Annotated in this window: 23 protein-coding genes; 11 read left to right on the top strand and 12 right to left on the bottom strand. The window is 64.6% G+C overall.

From position 1 onward, the window contains the following. Positions 1–6: 6 nt before the first annotated feature. The 11 genes from hypA to AADV58_RS02650 all read right to left on the bottom strand — a co-directional run bounded on the left by hypA (position 7) and on the right by AADV58_RS02650 (position 7,862). Positions 7–348, bottom strand: a complete 342-nt coding sequence (gene hypA / locus AADV58_RS02700) for a hydrogenase maturation nickel metallochaperone HypA (RefSeq protein ID WP_028993708.1) — start codon at positions 346–348, stop codon at positions 7–9. Next, positions 341–1,240 carry a hypothetical protein gene (locus tag AADV58_RS02695; protein WP_341744015.1) on the bottom strand — a complete coding sequence of 300 codons (900 nt, stop codon included), beginning with the start codon at positions 1,238–1,240 and terminating at the stop codon, positions 341–343. Before AADV58_RS02695 ends, hypA begins: the two co-directional genes overlap by 8 nt. Continuing rightward, positions 1,237–1,713, bottom strand: coding sequence for a [NiFe]-hydrogenase assembly chaperone HybE (hybE, locus tag AADV58_RS02690; protein WP_341744014.1), 477 nt, complete (start codon positions 1,711–1,713; stop codon positions 1,237–1,239). Before hybE ends, AADV58_RS02695 begins: the two co-directional genes overlap by 4 nt. After that, the gene (locus tag AADV58_RS02685; protein WP_341744013.1) at positions 1,710–1,919 is read right to left on the bottom strand and encodes a rubredoxin; all 210 of its coding nucleotides are present in this window, start codon (positions 1,917–1,919) and stop codon (positions 1,710–1,712) included. The genes hybE and AADV58_RS02685 overlap by 4 nt, the downstream gene beginning before the upstream one ends. 8 nt (positions 1,920–1,927) lie before the next feature. Beyond that, positions 1,928–2,791: a hydrogenase expression/formation protein gene (locus tag AADV58_RS02680; RefSeq protein ID WP_341744012.1), complete on the bottom strand. Its 864-nt coding sequence runs from the start codon at positions 2,789–2,791 to the stop codon at positions 1,928–1,930. Further along, a complete protein-coding gene (locus AADV58_RS02675; protein ID WP_341744011.1) occupies positions 2,788–3,246 on the bottom strand; it encodes a hypothetical protein in 459 nt (152 codons plus the stop codon). Before AADV58_RS02675 ends, AADV58_RS02680 begins: the two co-directional genes overlap by 4 nt. Then, complete coding sequence (gene hypC / locus AADV58_RS02670; RefSeq protein WP_341744010.1) at positions 3,243–3,545, bottom strand: HypC/HybG/HupF family hydrogenase formation chaperone; 303 nt, start codon at positions 3,543–3,545, stop codon at positions 3,243–3,245. Before hypC ends, AADV58_RS02675 begins: the two co-directional genes overlap by 4 nt. Beyond that, a complete protein-coding gene (locus AADV58_RS02665) occupies positions 3,545–4,156 on the bottom strand; it encodes a HyaD/HybD family hydrogenase maturation endopeptidase (protein ID WP_281981583.1) in 612 nt (203 codons plus the stop codon). Before AADV58_RS02665 ends, hypC begins: the two co-directional genes overlap by 1 nt. Before the next feature lie 89 nt (positions 4,157–4,245). Next, a complete protein-coding gene (gene cybH, locus AADV58_RS02660) occupies positions 4,246–4,950 on the bottom strand; it encodes a Ni/Fe-hydrogenase, b-type cytochrome subunit (RefSeq protein ID WP_341744009.1) in 705 nt (234 codons plus the stop codon). A gap of 22 nt (positions 4,951–4,972) precedes the next feature. Then, a complete protein-coding gene (locus tag AADV58_RS02655; RefSeq protein ID WP_341744008.1) occupies positions 4,973–6,769 on the bottom strand; it encodes a nickel-dependent hydrogenase large subunit in 1,797 nt (598 codons plus the stop codon). 4 nt (positions 6,770–6,773) lie between these two features. After that, positions 6,774–7,862 (bottom strand): hydrogenase small subunit, encoded by a 1,089-nt coding sequence (locus tag AADV58_RS02650; RefSeq protein WP_028993716.1) that lies wholly within the window; start codon positions 7,860–7,862, stop codon positions 6,774–6,776. Between the two features lie 251 nt (positions 7,863–8,113). On the opposite strand from AADV58_RS02650, the gene AADV58_RS02645 reads away from it, so the two are divergent. Then, on the top strand, positions 8,114–12,382 hold the full coding sequence (locus AADV58_RS02645; protein WP_341744007.1) for an EAL domain-containing protein: 4,269 nt from the start codon (positions 8,114–8,116) through the stop codon (positions 12,380–12,382). On the opposite strand, the gene AADV58_RS02640 is transcribed toward AADV58_RS02645, so the two are convergent. Then, positions 12,364–13,269 (bottom strand): hydrogen peroxide-inducible genes activator, encoded by a 906-nt coding sequence (locus tag AADV58_RS02640; RefSeq protein ID WP_028993717.1) that lies wholly within the window; start codon positions 13,267–13,269, stop codon positions 12,364–12,366. The genes AADV58_RS02645 and AADV58_RS02640 overlap by 19 nt on opposite strands. Before the next feature lie 163 nt (positions 13,270–13,432). On the opposite strand from AADV58_RS02640, the gene AADV58_RS02635 reads away from it, so the two are divergent. The 10 genes from AADV58_RS02635 (at position 13,433) to ccmI (ending at position 21,137) form a co-directional block, all read left to right on the top strand. After that, positions 13,433–14,431, top strand: coding sequence for a cytochrome-c peroxidase (locus AADV58_RS02635; RefSeq protein ID WP_028993718.1), 999 nt, complete (start codon positions 13,433–13,435; stop codon positions 14,429–14,431). A gap of 126 nt (positions 14,432–14,557) precedes the next feature. Further along, positions 14,558–15,172 (top strand): cytochrome c biogenesis heme-transporting ATPase CcmA, encoded by a 615-nt coding sequence (gene ccmA, locus AADV58_RS02630; protein WP_028993719.1) that lies wholly within the window; start codon positions 14,558–14,560, stop codon positions 15,170–15,172. A gap of 11 nt (positions 15,173–15,183) precedes the next feature. Beyond that, positions 15,184–15,852 carry a heme exporter protein CcmB gene (ccmB, locus tag AADV58_RS02625; protein WP_028993720.1) on the top strand — a complete coding sequence of 223 codons (669 nt, stop codon included), beginning with the start codon at positions 15,184–15,186 and terminating at the stop codon, positions 15,850–15,852. Next, on the top strand, positions 15,849–16,595 hold the full coding sequence (gene ccmC, locus AADV58_RS02620; protein ID WP_028993721.1) for a heme ABC transporter permease CcmC: 747 nt from the start codon (positions 15,849–15,851) through the stop codon (positions 16,593–16,595). Before ccmB ends, ccmC begins: the two co-directional genes overlap by 4 nt. After that, a complete protein-coding gene (gene ccmD, locus AADV58_RS02615; protein WP_028993722.1) occupies positions 16,592–16,780 on the top strand; it encodes a heme exporter protein CcmD in 189 nt (62 codons plus the stop codon). The genes ccmC and ccmD overlap by 4 nt, the downstream gene beginning before the upstream one ends. Further along, positions 16,777–17,265, top strand: a complete 489-nt coding sequence (ccmE, locus tag AADV58_RS02610; RefSeq protein ID WP_028993723.1) for a cytochrome c maturation protein CcmE — start codon at positions 16,777–16,779, stop codon at positions 17,263–17,265. Before ccmD ends, ccmE begins: the two co-directional genes overlap by 4 nt. A 2-nt stretch (positions 17,266–17,267) precedes the next feature. Further along, positions 17,268–19,238 (top strand): heme lyase CcmF/NrfE family subunit, encoded by a 1,971-nt coding sequence (locus AADV58_RS02605; protein WP_341744006.1) that lies wholly within the window; start codon positions 17,268–17,270, stop codon positions 19,236–19,238. After that, positions 19,235–19,822: a DsbE family thiol:disulfide interchange protein gene (locus AADV58_RS02600; protein ID WP_341744005.1), complete on the top strand. Its 588-nt coding sequence runs from the start codon at positions 19,235–19,237 to the stop codon at positions 19,820–19,822. The genes AADV58_RS02605 and AADV58_RS02600 overlap by 4 nt, the downstream gene beginning before the upstream one ends. Then, positions 19,819–20,301 carry a cytochrome c-type biogenesis protein gene (locus AADV58_RS02595; protein ID WP_341744004.1) on the top strand — a complete coding sequence of 161 codons (483 nt, stop codon included), beginning with the start codon at positions 19,819–19,821 and terminating at the stop codon, positions 20,299–20,301. Before AADV58_RS02600 ends, AADV58_RS02595 begins: the two co-directional genes overlap by 4 nt. Continuing rightward, a complete protein-coding gene (gene ccmI, locus AADV58_RS02590) occupies positions 20,298–21,137 on the top strand; it encodes a c-type cytochrome biogenesis protein CcmI (RefSeq protein ID WP_341744003.1) in 840 nt (279 codons plus the stop codon). The genes AADV58_RS02595 and ccmI overlap by 4 nt, the downstream gene beginning before the upstream one ends. Positions 21,138–21,205: the final 68 nt, after the last annotated feature.

The following is a 21,205-nucleotide window of genomic DNA, read 5'->3' as shown; positions in this document are numbered from 1 at the left end:
TGATTCTTATTCGATGGCGATTTCCCGCACCCGCATCTCGGTGCCGGCCGTGGGTTGCACCTGGTGGCTGCCGCAGATCGGGCAGGCGCCGTAACGCTCGCTGATCGGTACCGTTGCCCCGCACGGCATGCACCAGCCGGCGCCGGGCACGGCGACGATTTCCAGCGCCGCGCCATCGGCGATGCCGCCCTTGGTGACAACGTCGAAGCAGAAACGCAGCGCTTCCGGTTCGACCGACGACAGCTGGCCGATTTCGAGCACGACCAAGCCGACCCGGGCGGCGTTCTCGCGCCGCGCGGTGTCCTCGACCAGTTCGATGATGCCTTCGGCCAGCGACATTTCATGCATCTTTCCACTCCACTTCGTAGGGCAGGCACGGATCGAGCGCCAGGATCGCCGTTTCCAGGCCGATCCGGGCTGCCGCCGCGGCGTCGAAGCGACGCCCGGCGAGCAGTGCCGCCAACGCCTCGCGACCGGCAAAACAGGCGTCGGTCGGCGCTTCGAGATGATACCGCTTCACCCGCCCCTGCTCGACGGCAATTGCATGCGTCAGGACGCCCCGGGCGGTGACGCTCTGCGCCACGCCCAGCCCGTCGCCGCCGGCGGCGAGCAACGGGAACGGCTGGCCGGCGTCGAGCGCAGCGGCGGCCCGCGCAACGTCGGCGACGCGGGCCAGGTAGGTGGCGGCGATGTCATGCGGCGGCGGCGTCCTCGGCCGGGTCGCCACGCCGCCCTGCCACCAGGCGAGCCAGGCGGCGGGATCGGCTTGCGGCCAGGTCGGCGCGACGCCGCGATCATCAAGAATGCGCCGGCAGCGGTCGACCAATGGGCACAAGGTTTCGTCGATCAACCGCCGGGTCGCCAGCGTGCCATCGACACCGAGACGGTCGCTGCGCCAGGCGATGAAGGCATCGCGCGCGGCCGGCAGGCCGCAGGCCACCGGCCAGTCGAGCAGCAGCCGCCACAGGTTTTCATGCAGCACTTCCAGCCACAGCAGGCGGTTATCGGTGGCATCGCAGACCATGCTGCGCCCTTCGGCGGCGGCCAGGGCGGCACGTGCGGTGACACGCTGGGCCTCGGCGCACAGCGCGTAGAGATGCGGGATCAGGCGAACCGCAGCGTCCGGGTTCTGGCCGACGAACAGCCGCGTCATCGCCGGGCGTTCGAGAATGACCGCGTCGATGTGCACACCGCCTTCGGCGAAGGCGGCGCGGATGATCAGCGAGCCGGCCGGATTCATCCGCGCAATCCCAGAAAGGCGCGCCGACTGGGCGGTGGCACCTCCACCGGCGGGTCCGGGGGCGCCGCGAGCGGATCGTTGAACAGCGCGGTGATCGCCGCCAGCGCGGTCAGCCGGGCCTGCTCGTGGCTGACGAATTCGCCGGCCGGCGAGAACAGCGAACAGAGGTGGTAGCGGCCGAGCCGGGCCTCGTCGGCGACGATGAATTCGTAGACGCCGGACGGAAAGGCCCAGTCGTAATGGCTGCCGGCAGCAGCCGCCGGCCAGTCGGCGTGGCCGGGCAGGCAGAGCAGGTTGATCGCCCACGGCGTGACCAAGGCGCCGGTCCAATGACCGTGCCCGGCCAGGCGAAAGCCGACGGCCTCGACCTGCAGCGCCGGATTGCAGATCGGCAGGCCGGCCATGCGCGTCGCCGCGATGTCGGCAAAGACGGCTTCGATGTCGGCCGCCGGATCGTCTGGCCAGAATTTCACGCAGCGATGACCATGAACTTGTGCTTGGGCGCGTCGCAACCGGGGCAGCACCAGTCGTCGGGCAGTTCGGCGAAGGGTGTGCCACCCGGAATAGCGCGCACGTCGTCACCCTCGGCCGGGTCGTACACCCACCAGCAAATGCCGCATTCGAGACGGTCGTCGGCTTGCACGGCACGGAAGCTGCCTTCGAAGATGCGCTCGTTCATGGCTGCACTCACGCGTTTTCGGCCATCATTTCGAGGTATTCCTGCAGCCGCTGCAGCGAATCAGCGAAATCTTCGGGCGCTGCCAGCGCCACTTCGGGCATGCCGCCGACCTCGATCGAGTTGAGAATGAGCACGTCCATGCTGTTGAAGTACTGCACCCACCAGACGTTCTTCAGCCGCGTGCTGGTGATCCGGCAGTTGCCGTAGCCGCGCGACAGGATCGACACCTCGCGGTGGCCGAGCCAACCGTAGAGCGTGTCGAGGTCGGCCTCGCTGACCGGCAGCAGGCTCAGGTTGATGACGTGCGCGGCTTGTCCCGGCTGCCAGGCAGTGGCCTGCATGCGGATTTCCTCGACCAGCGCCGGCGCGTTCATGCAGCCGGTCGGGTAGTCGGGCGCGGCCAGTTGGCTGCCGGCACAGGCGTACATGGTCGCCGCGAGGACGTCGGGAATGGCGCCGGTCTGCAGGCGGTCGCTTAGGAAACGACCGTCGTCGGCGATTTCGAGCACGCGCCAGAAACCGGCGAAAGCGGTTTCCTGGACGCGCCAGTGACGCGGCGCGGTGGTGAAGGCGCTGACTTCGCCAAAGCCGAGCGACTGGTTGATCAGGTCGCGAACCGCCGGGTCCAGGCCGAGCAGGTCGATGCTGGCGGCACCGTCGAGACCGCGCGCTGCCGCCTGGTCGACGAAATCGCCGAGCAGGCCAAGTACGGCAGCAACGGCATCGGGCGCGGCGTCGTCGGGCAGATAGGGCGCCGAAAAGGTCTGCATGCCCTGCGGCATGGCCAGGTAGGCCGGGGCATCGTCGCCTTGCGAACCGGGGCCGAGGGCAACGACGGGAATCGGGAAGGGACGCAGGGACGCGGGATTCATGCGCAGGCTCCAGAGTTTCCGGCGTCACGCACCGGGATGGGAATCGGGCGCGGCCGGGCCGGGCCGGCGGCGAGGCAGGCGACTTCGTCGCGGTATTCCTGCCAGTCGCGGATGCCGTTGAGGCTGCCGAGATAATCGCCATCGCGCAGGAAGACGACGGCCGGCGCGCGCGCCACGGCGAAACGCTGCATCAGCGCGGCGGCTGCTTCCGGGCCGGCGACCAGGCGGGCGACGTCGGCGCCGAGGCCGTTCAGCGCTTCGGGCAGGATGACGCAGGCATCGAGCACTTCCAGGTTGCGCTGCGGATCGTCGGTGAGCAGCAGGGCGGCGAGGCCGGCGGGAAATTGCGGAGCGTCGGCAGCGACGCGGACGAATCCGTGTTTCTGCTGCATCCGGGCAATGGCACCTTCGAGGCGTTCGAGCGAGGTGGCGCCGGCTTTCAGTTCGAGCATCATGGGCGGGATGTCCTCAGGAATTCGGGGAGTTGGGGTTCGCGCTCGAGGTCGGCGAAGAAGGCGGACAGATCGGTCTCGCCGGCATTGACCGCGCTCAGCGCCGACAGTGCGGCATTGACGGCGGCGGCGCGCTCGGCCGGAATGACCTCGCGGGCGGCGTCGAGAAAGCAGAGCAGCCAGGTGCCCGGCGGCTGTGCGCCGACCAGGCGGATGTCGATGCTGACCTCGCCGTCACGCCCCCGGCAGCGGGCGAAATGCTCGCCGCAATCAAGCACCTCGACGGGTATGCCGAGGCACATCAGGCGGCTTCCGCGTTCAGGAAACGGGCGTCGCCCAGGCGATAGGCCTGGTCGGCCGGCGGCCGGCCGGCTTCGTAGACGTCCATGGCCAGCGCCCGGTCGGTGATCGCCTCGGCCGCGCCTTCGCGGATGCTGCCGACGACGCCCCAGCGTTCCAGCCAGTCCAGCGCCAGGTTCAGCGCCGGCACCATCTGCGCCTTGACCACGTCGCGCAGGCTGCCGCCGTAGTCCTCGAGTTCTTCAGGCTGGACGCCGATCAGCACCAGTTCGGCCGGCAGCTTGCCGGTCAACGCTGCGGCCGCCAGCACTTCCTGGAAACCGGTCTGGTGCAGGCTCATCTTCTTGGCGCCCATGAAACGCGGCACCTGGTCGCCAACCACCTCGCGCAGGTCGCCCGGCGTGTCGCCGTAATCGACCGCGTCGAAAACCAGCAGGCAGTCGGCCTCCTGTACGTAGGGCAGCAGGTAGAGCCCCTGCGTGCCGCCGTCCATGACCGTGACGTTGTCCGGGAAGCACCAGCCGGCGTTGAGCGCCTCGACGCAACGCACGCCGAAACCTTCGTCGGCCCACAGCAGGTTGCCGATGCCGAGTACGAGTATCCGTTTTTTCATCCGCTTGTTCTCGCTTTCCCCTGGGGAAAAATGCCCCGGACAGCCAGGCTGACCGGGGCGAACCTAACGCAAGGTAAATCTTTGCCCGCTCAGTCCTTGAACATCCGCCAGCCACTGACCATGGTCGAGATCAACGACTGCCGGCTCATGATGTCTTCACGGATCGCCGCGTAGATGTGGATGACGGCGAAGGTCATCATGATCCACATGCCCAGCCGGTGCAGGTTATGCACCTGCAGCGAGCCGCCGAGCGCCGGGATGACCCAGCCGAACAGCGTATCGGCCCAGCTGCCCAGCCCGGTGCCTTCGCTGTACAGCGCGAAGCCGGTGAGGACCATGCCGACCGCCAGCACGGTGAAGAAGAAGAACATCATCAACTGCGCCATCGGGTTGTGGCCGACGTATTTCTTCGGGGTCTTCTCAAGGAAGAGATACCAGCGCAGTTCGAAGAAGACTTCGCTCCACCAGTGCTTGTTGGTGATCGGCAGCATGAAGATCTGACGCGCGTGGTGGTTGCCGACCAGCGCCCAGTAGATGCGGCCGAGCAGCCCGATGGCGAAGATGTAGGCGGCCGCGAAATGGGCGAAACGGATGTAGCCCATGACGAAGTTTTCGGTCGAATCGCCGGGTACGGTCGGCAAGGGTTTGCCGATGAAGTAACCGGTCACCGCCAGCACCACCATGCACAGCGCGTTGATCCAGTGCCACAGACGCACCGGCGCCTCGTAGACATAGATCGAGCGTACCTGCCGGCCGTGCCGTTCGGCCTCCAGCATGTCCTGTTGTGAAAGCATGATTGCCTCCTTTCCGGACCGCTCAGCGGACCTTGACCGTCGTCATTTCCTGTCCGTCCGGGCTCATCACGTGCGTCGAGCAGGCCAGGCAGGGATCGAAGGAATGCAGCGTGCGCAGGATTTCCAGCGGCTCGTCGGCCTTGGCCACCGGGGTGTCCATCAGCGAGGCTTCGAACGCGCCGATCTGGCCCTTGTGGTCACGCGGACCGCCGTTCCAGGTGGTCGGCACGACGCACTGGTAGTTGTCGATCTTGGTGTCCTTGATCTTGATCCAGTGACCGAGCGCACCGCGCGGGGCTTCGGTGAAACCAACGCCCTTGGCCTCCTTCGGCCAGGTCTTCGGTTCCCACTTGTCGATGTTCGCGGTGTTCAGGTCGCCGGCTTTGAGATTGGCCATCAGGCGGTCGAATTCGCGCGCCTGCAGCTTGACGCAGTAAGCCGTTTCCAGACCGCGCGCGGCGGTCCGGCCGAGCGTCGAGAACAGCGCGGTGACCGGCACGTCGAGGTGCTTGAGCGCCCCTTCGACCAGGCCATGGATTTCCGGGTACTGCTTGGGCTGCAGGTAGCCGAGCACCATCCGCGGCAGGCAGCCGACTTCCATGGCGTGGCCGCGCCAGCGCGGGGCCTTGATCCACGAATACTTGGCGCCTTCGTCGAGTTCCTTGATGTTGGTCTTGGTCCCCTTGGTGTTCGGGCCGAGGACGAAATTCGGTTCGGTGACGCCGTCCCACGGATGCAGGCCGAGGTTTTCGTCCGGGTACTTGTACCAGCTGTGGGCGACGTATTCCTGGACCTGTTCCGGGTCACGCAGGTCAACCGGGTGGATTTCGTCGAGCTTGCCGTTGATGATCGCGCCGCGCGGCAGCATCAGGTTGCCGGCCGAGTAGTCGTTGGCCTTGAGCGGCAGGTCGCCGTAGGACAGCAGGTTCTTCGACGACAGGCCGCCGCCGTACAGCCAGCCCTTGTAGAAGGAGCCGATGGCGAGCAGATCGGGGATGTAGACCTGTTCGACGAATTCGGTGCAGCGGTCGATGATGCTCTTGACCAGGTTCAGGCGCTCCATGTTGATGGCGCCGACAGCACCGGCGCCCTCCAGATTGATCGCGCAGGGGACGCCGCCGACCAGCCAGTTCGGGTGCGGGTTCTTGCCGCCGAAGATGGTGTGCACCTTGACGATTTCCTTCTGGAAATCGAGGGCTTCGAGGTAGTGGGCGACGGCCATCAGATTGGCTTCCGGCGGCAGCTTGTAAGCCGGATTGCCCCAGTAGGCGTTGGCGAAGGGGCCGAGCTGGCCGGATTCGACGAACTTCTTCAGGCGGTTCTGGATGTCGCGGAAGTAGCCCGGCGACGACAGCGGCCACGAGGAAATGCTCTGCGCCAGTTCCGAGGTCTTCTTCGGGTCGGCCTTCAGCGACGACACGACATCGACCCAGTCAAGGGCATGCAGGTGATAGAAGTGCACCAGATGGTCGTGAATGTAGAGATTCAACTGCATCAGGTTGCGGATGATGTTGGCGTTCTCGGGAATCTGGATGTTCAGCGCATCCTCGACCGCCCGCACCGAAGTCAGCGCATGGGTGCCGGTACACACGCCGCAGATGCGCTCGGTGAAGGCCCAGGCGTCGCGCGGATCGCGCCCCTTGAGGATGACTTCGAGACCGCGCCACATGGTGCCGGTGGACACCGCGTTGCGGATCACGTTGTTGGAATCGAGGTTCACTTCCACGCGCAGGTGGCCCTCGATGCGGCAGACCGGGTCGACGACGACGCGCTTGCCGGAGTTGTCGAGCTTGAAGCCCTGGGTTTCGTAAGCGGCCATCTGGTTATTCCCCCTTCTGTTCTTCGGTCTCGCCAGCCTTCTGGCGGGCGCGGGCCAGCGCGGTCACGGCCGCATGGGCGGCGATCGCCGCACCAACGGTGCCGGCCGCCGCCTTGCCGATGGTGTCGGCATTCGATTCGACGCCGAAAGCCTTGATGTCGGTGACGCGGTCGTAGAAGCTGCCTTTGTCCCAGAAGCCGTCCTCGGAGCAGCCGATACAGCCGTGACCGGATTGCACCGGCCAGGAGACGCCGCCGTTCCAGCGCATCGACGAGCAGGCGTTATAGGTGGTCGGGCCTTTACAGCCCATCTTGTACAGGCAGTAGCCCTTGCGCGAACCCTCGTCGTCCCAGGCTTCGGCGAACTGGCCGGCGTCGAAGTGGCCGCGGCGGTAGCACTTGTCGTGGATGCGCTGACCATAGAACATCTTCGGCCGACCCTGGCGATCAAGCTCGGGAATGCGGTCGAAGGTCAGCATGTAGGTGACGACACCGGTCATCACTTCGGGAATCGGCGGGCAGCCCGGGACATTGATGATCGGCTTGCCGGAAATCACCTTGTGCACCGGCGTGGCACGCGTCGGGTTCGGCTTGGCGGCCTGCACGCAGCCGTAGGAAGCGCAGGCGCCCCAGGAAATGATGGCCTTGGCGTCGGCACAGGTCTCGCGCAGCTTCTCGATGAAGGGGCGACCGCCCTGGATGCAGAACATGCCGTCTTCGTTGAGCGGCGGATTGCCCTCGACGGCGACGATGTACTGGCCCTTGTACTTGCGCTTGACCTCTTCGAGGATTTCCTCGGCCTGGTGGCCGGCGGCGGCCATCAGCGTGTCGTCGTAATCGAGCGACAGCATCGACAGCACGACGTCCTTGGTCAGCGGATGCGCCGAGCGGATGAAGGATTCGGTACAGCAGGTGCATTCCAGCCCGTGCAACCACAGGACCGGCGTGCGCGGCTTGGTTTCCATGGCCTGCGCGATGCGCGGCGCGGCGGCACTGCCCAAGCCGAGCGAAGTCGCGGTCAGGCTGCAGAATTTCAGGAAGCTGCGCCGGGAAATTCCCTGGCGGCGCAGCACATCATAAAAGGTTTCGGTCACAGCGCTTCCCCCCGTTGGTCAGAACTTGCGTGGCGATCACTTCGCAAGGCCTGTGCCATCCGAAAGAAAACTGGATTTACCATTTAAATTCATGGAATTGACAATGGCATCAAGACAAACAACCGCTCATCGGCATAGTTGTATGGAAATAAAAAGTCCACAAGTGGATACATAAATTCCACCCATACCGGATTTCCCGTACAGCAACGCATTCACTAGACTTGTGCTGGATCAAGACAGGGGCGGTTGTCTTGACTACAATCGCGGCCATGCCCACCGTTGCCGACCTGATGACGCTGCACGCTGACAGCGTAGCCCCCGATGCCACGCTGGCGACTGCTGCCGCCATGATGATCCGGTCCCGGATCTCCTCGGTCGTGGTGGTCGACCAGGGCCGCGTCGCCGGCATCCTGACCGAGCGCGACATGCTGCACGCCATGCGCCAGCACGACGACTCCAGCCGCTCGGTGCGCGAATTCATGACCACACCGGTACACACAGTCAGGCATGACACCGATGTCCGTGCCGCTTTTCGCCAAACCACGCGCCTGGGCATCCGCCATCTGGTCGTCACCGGCAACGACGACGGCCTGCTCGGCATCATCAGCGAAACCGATTTCCGGCGTTTCTTCGGACTCGACTTCTATCGCCATCTGAACACTGTCGAAGGTCTGATGGAACGGGTCTTTCCCCGGCTGCCGCGGACCGCGACCCTGGACCAGGCGCTAACAGCCATGGAAACAGCCAAGGCGACCAGCGTCGTCGTCATGGACGGCCCCCGGGCCTGCGGCATCGTCACTGAACGCGACGTGGTCCGGCTGTACCTGAACGAAGAGGGAAATCCACTGCTTGAAGCAGTGATGACCCAGCCGCTGACCAGCGTCTATCCTGACACTTCGGCAGCGGACGCGGCAGCGATGATGCTGGAAGCCCGCATCCGCCACCTGACCGTAGTCGACCGCGACAACCGCCTGATCGGCCTGCTCACAGAGCACAGCTTGATACGACCACTGGAAATGGATCTGCTCGATGAAGCGGTCAGCGAGCAACGCGGCCTGCAGACGCGCTACGACGAAGCCCTGCTGATCCGCAACGCGGCCATGGCCGGCATGCTGCGCGGCGAGCGCCTGGAAAACCTGCTCGAACTGGTGGTCCTGTCGGCCGAACACGAGGTGCCCGGCATCAAATGCACGATCATGCTGGCCAATCCGGATGGCAGAACCTTGCGCCTGGCAGCCGCCCCCAGCCTGCCGGAAGCTGCACAGCAAATCCTGGCAACGGCGGAAATCGGCGAAGGCGTTGGTGTTTCCGGCACCGCAGCCTGGCGGCGCGGTGAAGCCTTCATCGAAGATGTGTATACCCAGGCCGAAGGCGAGCGTTACCACGACTTCGCCCGGTTGCTGGGCGGCCGCTCGGGCTGGGCCGAAGCCCTGATCGGAGCGGACCAGACCCTGCTCGGCACCTTCGCCGCCTACCGGGAAAACACCGGCCGCCTGCCCGAAAGCATCCGCGCCACCGTCCACCAGGCCAGCCAGCTGGCCACCCTGCTGATTTCGCAGCAACGCCAGTCGGCAGAATTGCAGAACAGTCGGAATACCTTCCACCAGCTGTTCGAAACCGTCGCCAACGCCCTGTTCGTGCTCGATGCCGACGGCCATTTCCTCGACGCCAACCAGGCCGCTGAGCAGATGTGCGGCTACAGCCGGGACGAACTCCACGGCCGCAAGCCGGACGACATGGCCGTTGCCGGCATGAACCCGCCCGGCGAAGTGGCTGCTGCCATCCGCGCCGCCGCTGCGGGGAAACCGCAATCCATCGAATACTGGGGCCGCACACGCGCCGGCGAAATCGTCCTGATCCGTGTCCAGATGACTGCCACCTGCTACGCCGGGCAAGCGGCCGTGATCGCCAGCGCCATCAATATCGGCGCCACTCGTGCCGAAGAACTCCGCCTGGGCATCGAGCGCGACCTGGCCAACGCCCTGGCCGCCGGCAGCGACCGGGCCGGGCTGCTGGCCACCATGCTCGACCTGTCGCTGCGCATTCCCGAATTCGATTGCGGCGGCATCTACTGGCAAGCCCCTGGCGGCGCTTACGAATTGCTTGCCCAGCGCGGCTTGTCCGAGCACTTCATCGAACAGATTCGCTACTATCCGGCAGACTCCAGCCAGGCGCGCCTCATTCAAGAACATCAGGTCATCTGCAGTTGCCAGCACTGCTGCAGCCAGCATGAAGACTGCAGCCTGCTGGCGCTACCGCACATCAACGCGGAAGGCCTGCGCTGCCTGCTGATCCAGCCTATCGTCGTCGACGGTCAGGCGGTTGCCTGCCTGAACCTGGCCGGCCGCCATACCGAACAGATTTCCGAGGCCAATTGCCAGGCCGTCCAGAACATGGCCCGGCAATTCGCCCTGGCCCTCGAACGCCAGGTCCTGGAAGAACGCCAGCGCCTGGCCGCCAGCGTTTTCGCCAACGCCCACGAAGGCATCATGATCACCGACGTCAGCGGCCGCATCGTCGAGGTCAACCCCACCTTCAGCGAACTGACCGGTTTCAGCCGGGCCGAAGCCATCGGCCAGAACGCCGGCCTGCTCAATTCCGGCCACCACGACAGCAGCTTCTACCGCGAGATGTGGCAGGCCATCCACCACCACGGACACTGGCGCGGCGAAGTCTGGAACCGCAAGAAATCCGGCGAGATCTTCGTCGAACTGCTGACCATTTCCGCCGTGCGCAGCCCGGACTCGACGATCACCCACTTTGTCGGCATTTTTTCCGACATCACGGTGCTCAAGGAACACCAGCAGCGACTCGAACACCTGGCGCATTTCGATGCCCTGACCCAGTTGCCCAACCGCATGTTGCTCGCCGACCGCCTGCAACTGGCCATGGCCCATGCAGCGCGCTCGCATGGACTGCTGGCGGTCTGCTATCTCGACCTCGACGGTTTCAAGCCGGTCAATGACCAGTACGGCCACGCCGCCGGCGACCGTCTGCTGATCGAGGTCGGACAACGGCTCAAGAGTTGCGTGCGCGGCGGCGACACGGTGGCCCGCCTGGGCGGTGACGAATTCGTGCTGCTGCTGGCCGGACTCGGCGACATCCACGAATGCGATCAGGCGCTGAACCGCATCGCCACGACCTTGACCCGCCCCTTTGCCGTTCCCGGCGGCGAGGCGACCATTTCCGCCAGCATCGGCGTCACGCTCTACCCCAACGACGGCTCGGATGCCGACACCCTGCTGCGCCACGCCGACCAGGCCATGTACGTGGCCAAGCAGGCCGGACGCAACCGCCACCACCTGTTCGATCCGGAAAACGACCGGCGCGCCAGGCAACGGCGGGAGGACATCACCCGCATCGGCGAAGCACTCGCGAGCGGCGAATTCGCCCTGCATTACCAGCCCAAGGTCGACATGCGCCAGGGCCGGGTGATCGGCGCCGAGGCCCTGATCCGCTGGCAGCACCCGAAACTCGGCCTGCTGCTGCCGCAGGACTTCCTGCCGGCGGTCGAAGGCAGCGAACTGGCCATCGATCTCGGCAACTGGGTCATCCGCACCGCGCTCGATCAGCTTGCCCACTGGGCGCAGGCCGGCCTCGACCTGGCGCTGAGCATCAATATTGCCGGCGAGCATCTGCAACACCCGGAATTTGCCGACATGCTGGCCGCCGAACTCGCCGCCCATCCCGAGGTACTCCCCGAACGCCTCGAGCTGGAAGTCCTCGAAACGGCCGCCATCGAGGATGTCGGCCGCGCCGCCGAACTGTTCGAAACCTGCCGCAAACTCGGCGTCAGCTTCGCCCTCGACGACTTCGGCACCGGCTATTCCTCCCTCACCTATTTCCGCCGCCTGCCGGCAGAAATGCTCAAGATCGACCAGTCCTTCGTCCGTGACATGCTCGACGATCCGGAAGACCTGGCCATCGTCGAAGGCGTCATCGGCCTGACCCGGGCCTTCCGCCGCCAGGTGATCGCCGAAGGCGTCGAAAGCGTCGAACACGGGCTGGTCCTGCTGCTGCTCGGTTGCGATCTAGCCCAGGGCTTCGGCATCGCCCGCCCCATGCCGGCAAGCGAACTGCCTGACTGGATTAGGAATTTCCGGCCCGACGATCTGTGGAGCTCAGCCTCGTCCTTTGCCTGGTCACGCGAAGACCTGCCGCTCCTGATCGCCGAAGTCGACCACCGCCGCTGGTTGAAAACCCTGGACAGTCACCTGGCCGACGACAGCGGCCTGCTGCCGATTCCGGAACTGGACGAACGCGCCTGCGGTTTCGGACGCTGGTATCACGGCGCCGGTGCGCGACGCTACGGACACATCCCGGTCTTCGAGCAGATCGATGCAACACATCATCGTCTGCACGAAATGGCCAGGCACATCCTCAACGCCAGACAGGCCGGCCTGCCCGAAGCCATTCCGGAACTGCTGGAAAAACTCAGGGAAGCCAGCGGCGAACTGGCGCACCTCCTGCAGGAACTGCAGGCGGAAATCCTGCTCGGCGCTCAGACCAAAAGGCGGTAAGCCGGCGAATCCAGCCCGCGAACGGCGGCCAGCAGGGCATCGATGGCCTTCGGCCGGACAAAGCAACTGCGCCAGGCCAGGGCCACCCGGCGCGACGGCTCGGGCGGCGTAAACGGGATGACGCTGATCATGTCGTTGCTGTACGGATGCTGGAGCGCACCGTCGGGCAACACCGACACCCCCAAGCCCGACGCCACCATGCAGCGGATGGTACCGATCGAATGACCGAGGCGGATGTCGGTTTCCGGGCTACTGACCTGCGGACAGGCACCCAACACCTGATCGCGGAAGCAGTTGCCGGCCTTGAGCAACAGCACCTCGTCGCCGGCCACTTCTTCCGGCGCGATTGCCTTGCGGCCTTCCCAGGCATGACCGCGCGGCACGATGACCTTGAACACCTCATCGTAGAGCGGCCGGGTGAGCACACCGGGCAAATCGAAGGGCAGGGCCAGGATGGCCACGTCGATGTCGTTGTCGCGCAGCATGTCGGCCAGATTGGCCGTCATGTTTTCCTCGATCACCAGCGGCATGTTGGGCGCCACCGCCTTGAGCGAGTGGATCAACTGCGGCAGCAAGTAGGGGCCGATGGTGTGGATGACGCCAAGCCGCAGCGTACCGTCGAGCTGGTCGCGACCACGCTGGGCGATCTGCCGCACCTTCTCGGCTTCCTCCAGCGCCAGCTGCGCCTGTTCGACGACCCGGGCACCGACCAGACTGGGGCTGACGAAGCCTTTGCCGCGTTCGAACAGCTGTACACCGAGCTCATCTTCAAGGCGGGCAATGGCCACACTGAGCGTCGGCTGACTGACCGAACAACGTTCGGCAGCACGGCTGAAATTCTTTTCCTGGGCAAGGGCCACGATGTAGCGTAATTCGGTCAGGGTCATCCGTTTCACATCCTCCGGGCATGGATCATACCCTCAACACTTATAGGGTCTACCTATGACTACTATAGTTGAAACCCATGAAAAACATTGACTTGGATCAAACCCGGCATATCGACGACAGGGACAATGGCCTGACACATTTTATCAACGAGGGAGAAACACGATGAAACATACCATTCTGTCGACAGCCGTCGCCCTGGTATCCGGCATCGCCATTCAGTCCGCCGCACTGGCTGCTGCCGACGAACCGATCCAGCCGATCAAGCCGCCGGCCAGCATCAACATCGGCATGGTCGAACTGGGCAAGAAGCTCTATTTCGATCCGCGCCTGTCCAAGTCCGGGATCATGTCCTGCAACACCTGCCACAACCTGTCGATGGGCGGCACCGACAACATCCCGACCTCGGTCGGCGACAAGTGGCAGCAAGGTCCGATCAATGCACCGACCGTGCTCAACTCCAGCCTGAACCTGGCCCAGTTCTGGGACGGCCGCGCAGCCGACCTCAAGGCCCAGGCCGGCGGCCCGATCGCCAATCCGGGCGAAATGGCCTTCACGCACACCCTGGCCATCAACGTCCTCGAATCGATCCCGGCCTATGTCCGCGAGTTCAAGCTGGTCTTCGGCAAGGACAAGATCGATATCGATCAGGTCACCACCGCCATCGCCGAATTCGAGAAGACCCTGGTCACGCCGAACTCCCGCTTCGACCAGTGGCTGCTCGGCAACAAGACGGCACTGACCAAGGACGAGCAGGAAGGCTACAAGCTGTTCAAGGACAGCGGCTGCGTTGCCTGCCACAACGGTGAAGCCGTCGGCGGCAACTCCTTCCAGAAGATGGGCGTCGTTGCGCCGTACAAGGGCAACATGCCTGACGGCCGCGCCGCTGTGACCGGCAAGGACGAAGACCGCTTCAACTACAAGGTCCCGACCCTGCGCAACGTTGAAATGACCTATCCGTACTTCCACGACGGTGCCGCCAACACGCTGACCGAAGCCGTCGACGTCATGGGCCGCCTGCAACTGGGCAAGAAGTTCACCAAGGACGAAAACGCCAAGATCGTCGCCTTCCTGAAGACTCTGACCGGCGACCAACCGACCTTCATGCTGCCGATCCTGCCGCCGTCTTCGGATTCGACCCCGCGTCCGACGCCGTTCAAGTAAGCGGCACAGTCCTACCTCTCAATTTTCGGGGGCTTCGGCCCCCATTTTTTTCCTGTTTGATTCACCTCAATCTGTCGGTACACTTGCGCGTCCATAATCTGCACCTGATTTTCCCGGGTATCCAACATGCTGGAAGCTGACAATCTGGAATGCGTGCGCGGCGAGCGCCGCCTGTTCTCAGGCCTCGGCTTCACGCTGGACGCAGGCGAACTGCTTTACCTGCAGGGCCGCAACGGTGCCGGCAAGACCAGCCTGCTGCGCATGCTGATCGGGCTGCTGCCCCCCGAAACCGGCGAAATCCGCTGGCACGGCAAACCCATCCGCAAACAGGCCGACGAGTACCACGCCGCCCTCTGTTACCTCGGCCACCTGAACGCCATCAAGGAAGAACTGACGCCGCTCGAGAACCTGCTGGCCGCTGCCCGCCTGGCTGGCGAAGCCTTGTCCGAGGACGACGCCATCGACGCACTCGAACAGGTCGGCCTTGCCGGACGCGAGGACCTGGCCTGCAAATACCTTTCACAAGGCCAGAAACGCCGGGTGGCACTGGCCCGCCTGGTAATCGACCGGCGTCCGCTGTGGATTCTCGACGAACCCTTCGTCGCCCTCGATGTCGCCGCCGTCGACTGGCTGGCCGGCATCATCTCCGGCCACCTGCAACGCGGCGGCATGGCCGTGATGACCACCCACCAGCCGGTTGCCATTCCCGCCGGCACGGTCCGCGAACTACGCATCGGCTGAGAACGGAATCCATGTCCAACATCGTCTTCTCCGTCATCGCCCGCGACCTGAAACTGGCCATGCGCCGTCAGGCCGACATCGTCTCGGCGCTGTTCTTCTTCATCATCGTCGTCAGCCTGTTCCCGCTCGGCATCGGCCCCGAACTCGACCTGCTGCGCCAGCTCGCGCCCGGCGTGCTGTGGGTGGCGGCCTTGCTGGCGACCATGCTGTCGCTGCCCCGGCTGTTCGCCGACGACCATCGCGACGGCACGCTCGAACAACTGGCGCTGTCACCGCACCCGCTAGGCCTGGTGGTTACCGGAAAAGTGATTGCTCACTGGCTGGTTTCCGGCCTGCCGCTGGCCTTGATCGCACCCGTCCTCGGCATCCAGTTCGACCTCTCCGGTGAAGCCCTGCTGGTGCTCACCGGCGCCATCCTGCTCGGCACGCCGGCGCTGTCCGGTATCGGCGCCATCGGCGCAGCGCTGACGCTCGGCTTGCGCGGCGGCGGTGTACTTTTGTCCCTACTTGTTCTCCCGCTCTACATTCCGGTGCTAATATTCGGGGCTGGCGCAGTTGACGCGACGGTGTCCGGTCTCGGGGGGGAAGGACATCTATCACTGCTCGCTGCAATGACCATCGCTGCAATCGGTTTCGCCCCCTGGGCGTCGGCTGCGGCCCTGAAGATCGCCCTCGAATGAACGACCGCTTCAACCTCTACCGCTTCTCGTCTCCGGCCACCTTCTACCCGCTGGCCGGGAAAATGATCCCCTGGTTCATCGCCGCCGGCACCCTGCTCGGGCTGGTCGGCCTGTATATCGGCATGCTTGTCGCGCCGACCGACTTCCAGCAGGGCGAGGGCTACCGGATCATCTTCATCCACGTCCCGACCTCATGGATGAGCATGTTCATCTATCTGGTGATGGCCTTCTGGGCCGCCATCGGGCTGGCCTTCAACACCCGCCTGTCGGGCATGATGGCGCAGGCCCTGGCCCCGACCGGCGCGCTGATGGCCTTCCTCTCGCTATGGACCGGCGCGCTCTGGGGCAAGCCGATGTGGGGCACCTGGTGGGTCTGGGATGCCCGACTGACCTCCGAACTGATCCTGCTCTTCCTCTACATCGGCTACATGGCGCTGGTCGCCGCCATCGACGACGCCCGCCGCGCCGACAAGGCCGGTGGCATCCTGCTGCTGGTCGGCGTGGTCAATATCCCGATCATCTATTTCTCGGTGAAGTGGTGGAACACCCTGCACCAGGGCTCCAGCGTCAATCTGACCAAATCGTCGATGGCCGAAATCATGCTCTGGGGCATGCTGCTGATGGCCCTGGCCTTCTGGATGTATTCGATTGCCGTGGCCCTGGCCCGGGTGCGCACCATCATTCTTGAACGGGAATGCCATACCGACTGGGTCCGCGCCGAACTGACGGGAGGCAAGTCATGATCCACTGGAACAGTTTTTCCGATTTCCTCGCCATGGGCGGCTACGGACTCTACGTCTGGGGCTCCTTTGGCGTCACGGCACTGATCATGGTGATCGAGCCGATCGCCGTCGCGCGCCAGCGCAAGACCACCATCGCCCGCCTGAAGCGCCAGTTGCGCGCAGAATCCCGGAGTACCGAAGCATGAAGTCACGCCACAAGAAACTCGCCCTGATCGGCGGGGCGATCGCGCTCGTCGGCATCATTGCCGCGCTGGTGCTGAACGCCCTGAACAGCAACATCGCGCTGTACATTTCGCCAACCGACGTCGCCCAGGGTAAAGCCCCGCAGGAGAAGCTGTTCCGCATCGGCGGCCTGGTCAAGGAAGGCAGCATCCAGCGCCAGGCTGACGGCGTGACCATCCGCTTCATCATCACCGATTCCGAATCCGACATCAGCGTCGACTACGTCGGCATCCTTCCCGACCTGTTCCTGGAAGGCAAGGGCGCCGTCGCTCAGGGCCGCCTGCTGCCGGATGGCACCTTCAAGGCCCAGGAAGTGCTGGCCAAGCACGACGAAAACTACATGCCGCCGGAAGCCGCCAAGGCGCTCAACGACGCCCATGTCCGCGGCGTCCAACGTCAGGCCGAAGAAGAAGCGGCCAAGGCAGCACAACCGAAAGCGAGCTACTGAGCATGATTCCCGAACTTGGCCATTTCGCCCTGATCTTTTCCGCCATCGTTGCCCTGCTGCTCGGCACCCTGCCGCTGATCGGCGCCCATCAGGGCCGTCCGGCCTGGATTGCGCTGGCCCGCCCGGCCACCGACGTATTCGCGCTGCTGGTCACCTTCTCCTTCCTGTGCCTGACCTGGGCCTTCATCGCCAATGACTTCTCGGTGGTCTATGTCGCCCAGCATTCGAATTCGCTGCTGCCGATCGAATACCGCATCTCGGCCGTCTGGGGCGGCCATGAAGGGTCACTGCTGCTGTGGATGCTGATGATGTCCTGGTGGGCGCTGGCGGTCCGCCTGTTCTCCAGGCAACTGCCCGACGTCATGCTGGCTCGCGTGCTTGGCACGCTCGGCCTGGTCTGCTTCGGCTTCCTGCTGTTCATCCTGTTTACCTCCAATCCCTTCGAGCGTCTGCTACCCGGCGTCGCCGAAGGGCGCGACCTCAACCCGCTGCTGCAGGATCCCGGCCTGATCATCCACCCGCCGCTGCTGTACATGGGTTACGTCGGCTTCTCGGTCGCCTACGCCTTCGCCATCGCCGCGCTGCTCTCGGGCAAACTCGACGCCGCCTGGGCACGCTGGTCGCGGCCATGGACGACAGCCGCCTGGGTGTTCCTGACCCTGGGTATCGCCATGGGTTCGTGGTGGGCGTATTACGAACTGGGCTGGGGCGGCTGGTGGTTCTGGGATCCGGTCGAAAACGCCTCGTTCATGCCCTGGCTGATCGGCACCGCCCTGATGCACTCGCTGGCGGCCACCGAAAAGCGCGGCAGCTTCAAGAACTGGACCGTACTGCTGGCCATTTCCGCCTTCTCGCTGTCGCTGCTCGGCACCTTCCTGGTCCGTTCCGGCGTGCTGACCTCGGTGCATGCCTTCGCCACCGACCCGACCCGCGGCATCTTCATCCTGATCTTCCTGGTCGCCGTCGTCGGTACCTCGCTCGCCCTGTTCGCCTGGCGCGCGCCGTCGGTCGGCCTGGGCGGCAAGTTCGGCCTGGTCTCCCGCGAATCGCTGCTGCTGACCAACAACGTCCTGCTCGTCGTTTCCTGCGCCACCGTCCTGCTCGGCACGCTCTACCCGCTGCTGATCGACGCGCTTGGCCTGGGCAAGATTTCGGTCGGCCCACCGTACTTCGACGCGGTCTTCGTCCCGGTCATGGTGCCGGTCCTGTTCCTGATGGGGATCGCGCCCTTCGCCCGCTGGAAGGAAGCCTCGCTGCCGGAAATCCAGCGCACGGTGCGCTGGGCGCTGGCTGCCGCTGCCGTCGTCGCCATTGCCCTGCCGCTGATCTACGGCGAATGGAAGACCCTGACCGCACTCGGCATCCTGCTCGCCGCCTGGATCCTGTTCACCGCCGGCTTGAATTTCTTCCAGCGAGTCAGCGCCACTCGCGGCGAGCGCAGCCTGCTGGCGTCGGTCTTCAGCCAGCCGGCCAGCTTCACCGGCATGCATCTGGCGCACATCGGTGTCGCCATCTTCGTCGTCGGGGTCGCCATGGTCTCGTCCTATGAAGAGGAAAAGGACGTCAAGATGGCCCCGGGTGAAACCGTCGAGGTCAGCGGCTACAGCTTCACCTTCAACGGCGTGCAGGCGGTGCAGGGTCCGAATTACCAGGCCGCGCAAGGCGAATTCGACCTGTCCATGGACGGCCGCTTCATTCGCAAGCTGAACCCGGAGAAGCGCAACTATTTCTCGTCGTCGATGCCGATGACCGAAGCCGCCATCGATGCCGGCCTGTGGCGCGACGTCTACGTCTCGCTGGGCGAACCGATCAACCCCGACCAACCGGAAGGCGAATGGGCCGTCCGCGTCTATTACAAACCCTTTGTCGACTGGATCTGGGGCGGCTGCGTGATCATGTCGCTGGGCGGCCTGATCGCCATGTTCGACCGGCGCTATCGCAACCGGCGCAAGGCGGGAGGCAAGCAGGCATGAATCGTTATTTCTGGGTGCTCGGCGCCTTCATCGCCCTGGTCGTGCTGCTCGCCGTTGGCCTGAATCTCAATCCCCGCGACGTGCCCTCGCCACTGGTCGGCAAGCCCGCACCGGCCTTCCGCCTGGCCGTACTCGGCCAGGAAGGCCAGACCATGGGTCCGGAAGACCTCAAGGGCAAGGTCTGGCTGTTCAATGTGTGGGCCTCGTGGTGTGTCTCCTGCCGCCAGGAACACCCGGTGCTGGTCGACTTCGCCCGACGCGGCAACGGTACGCCGATCGTCGGCCTGAACTACAAGGAACTGCGCGGCGACGGCGCCATCGACATGCGCCGCGTTCCGGCCGAACAGGAAGTACCGCTCGCCCTGGAACGTGCCAGCGGCTGGCTGAAGACGCACGGCGACCCCTACCTGCTGACGGTCATGGACATCGATGGTCGGGTCGGCATCGACTACGGCGTCTATGGCGTGCCGGAAACCTATGTCATCGACAAGACCGGGGTCATCCGCATGAAGCACACCGGACCGATCAGCCCGCAGATCCTCAACGAGAAGATCCTGCCCCTGGTCGCGGAGCTGAACAAATGAAGCCTTTTTTCTCCAGCCTGTTGCTCGTTCTCGGCCTGATCTCCGGTCCGGTCTTCGCCTCGGCGACCAATGAAGCCGCACTCGCCGACGACCCGGTCGCCGAAAAGCGCCTTCAGGAACTCTCCAAGGAATTGCGCTGCCTGGTCTGCCAGAACGAAACCATCGCCGGCTCGAACGCCGAACTGGCCGTCGACCTGCGCCGGGAAATTCGCGGCATGATCCGCGACGGGCGTTCCGACCGGGAAATCCTCGAGTTCATGGTCACCCGCTACGGCGATTTCGTGCTCTACCGGCCGCCGGTCAAGGGCATCACGCTACTGCTCTGGGTCGGCCCCCTGGCGCTGCTGCTGATCGGCATCATCGCCATGCGCAGCTATCTCAAGCGGCGTAGCAGCCAGGTGGCCAGCGCCAGCCGCCCACTTTCCGCCGATGAAGCCCGGCGTGCCGAAGCACTGCTCAAGGAAATGAACGACAAATGACCCAGTTTGCCATCTACGCTGCCCTGGTCGTCCTAGCGGGCCTCGCGCTGCTGCTGCCCGTGCTCTGGTTCGGCAAGCGCAACAAAACCACCGCCGCCGATCGCAAGGAGGCCAACCTGGCCATCTTCCGCGACCAGCTCGCCGATCTCGAACGCGAGCACCAGGAAGAAATCATCACCCGCGAGGAATTCGAACAGGCGCACACCGAACTCAAGCGCCGCCTGCTCGAGGAGGTCGAATCGGACAACGACGATCAAGCTGGCACCGCCCGTCCGACCAGCCGCCCGACCGCCATCGCGCTGATACTGCTGCTGCCCTTGGCGGCGCTGCTCGGCTACCTGTTCCTGGGTAATCCGAAGGCGCTGGATCCGGCCAATACCGCGCCACAGAAGCAGATGACTGCGGACGACATCAATGCCATGGTGGCCAGACTGGCTGCCCGCATGGAAACCAACCCAGACGATCTGAACGGCTGGGTCATGCTCGGTCGCTCCTACAAGATGCTGGGCCGTTACGACGACGCCGTCGCTGCCTACGGCAAGGCCGAAACCCTGATCGACAAGGATCCGGAACTGCTCGCCAGCTATGCGGAAACCCTGGCCATGGCCAGCGGTCAAGGCCTGACCGGCAAGGCCAAGGAACAGATCGACAAGGCCCTCAAGCTCGATCCCAAGCATGCTCACACCCTGTTCCTGGCCGGCGCCGCCGCCATGGAAGCGGGCGATGCGAAAAACGCCATCGCCTACTGGGAAGCGCTGCTGCCCCAGGTTGAGCCGGGCTCCGAGCTGGACCAGATGCTGCGTGCCGGTATCGAGCAGATGAAACAGGCGAAGTGATGTCTCCGTGCCGGGAAGGCGGTATGCTTGCAGGAAAAGCTTACCGCCCAAACCACCGGAGACTCACG

The organism is Azonexus hydrophilus (assembly GCF_038368255.1).
GTDB classification, from domain to species: Bacteria; Pseudomonadota; Gammaproteobacteria; order Burkholderiales; family Rhodocyclaceae; genus Azonexus; species Azonexus hydrophilus.
Note: the sequence above shows the minus strand (reverse complement) of the source record. Positions and strands in the feature narration are given on the sequence as shown.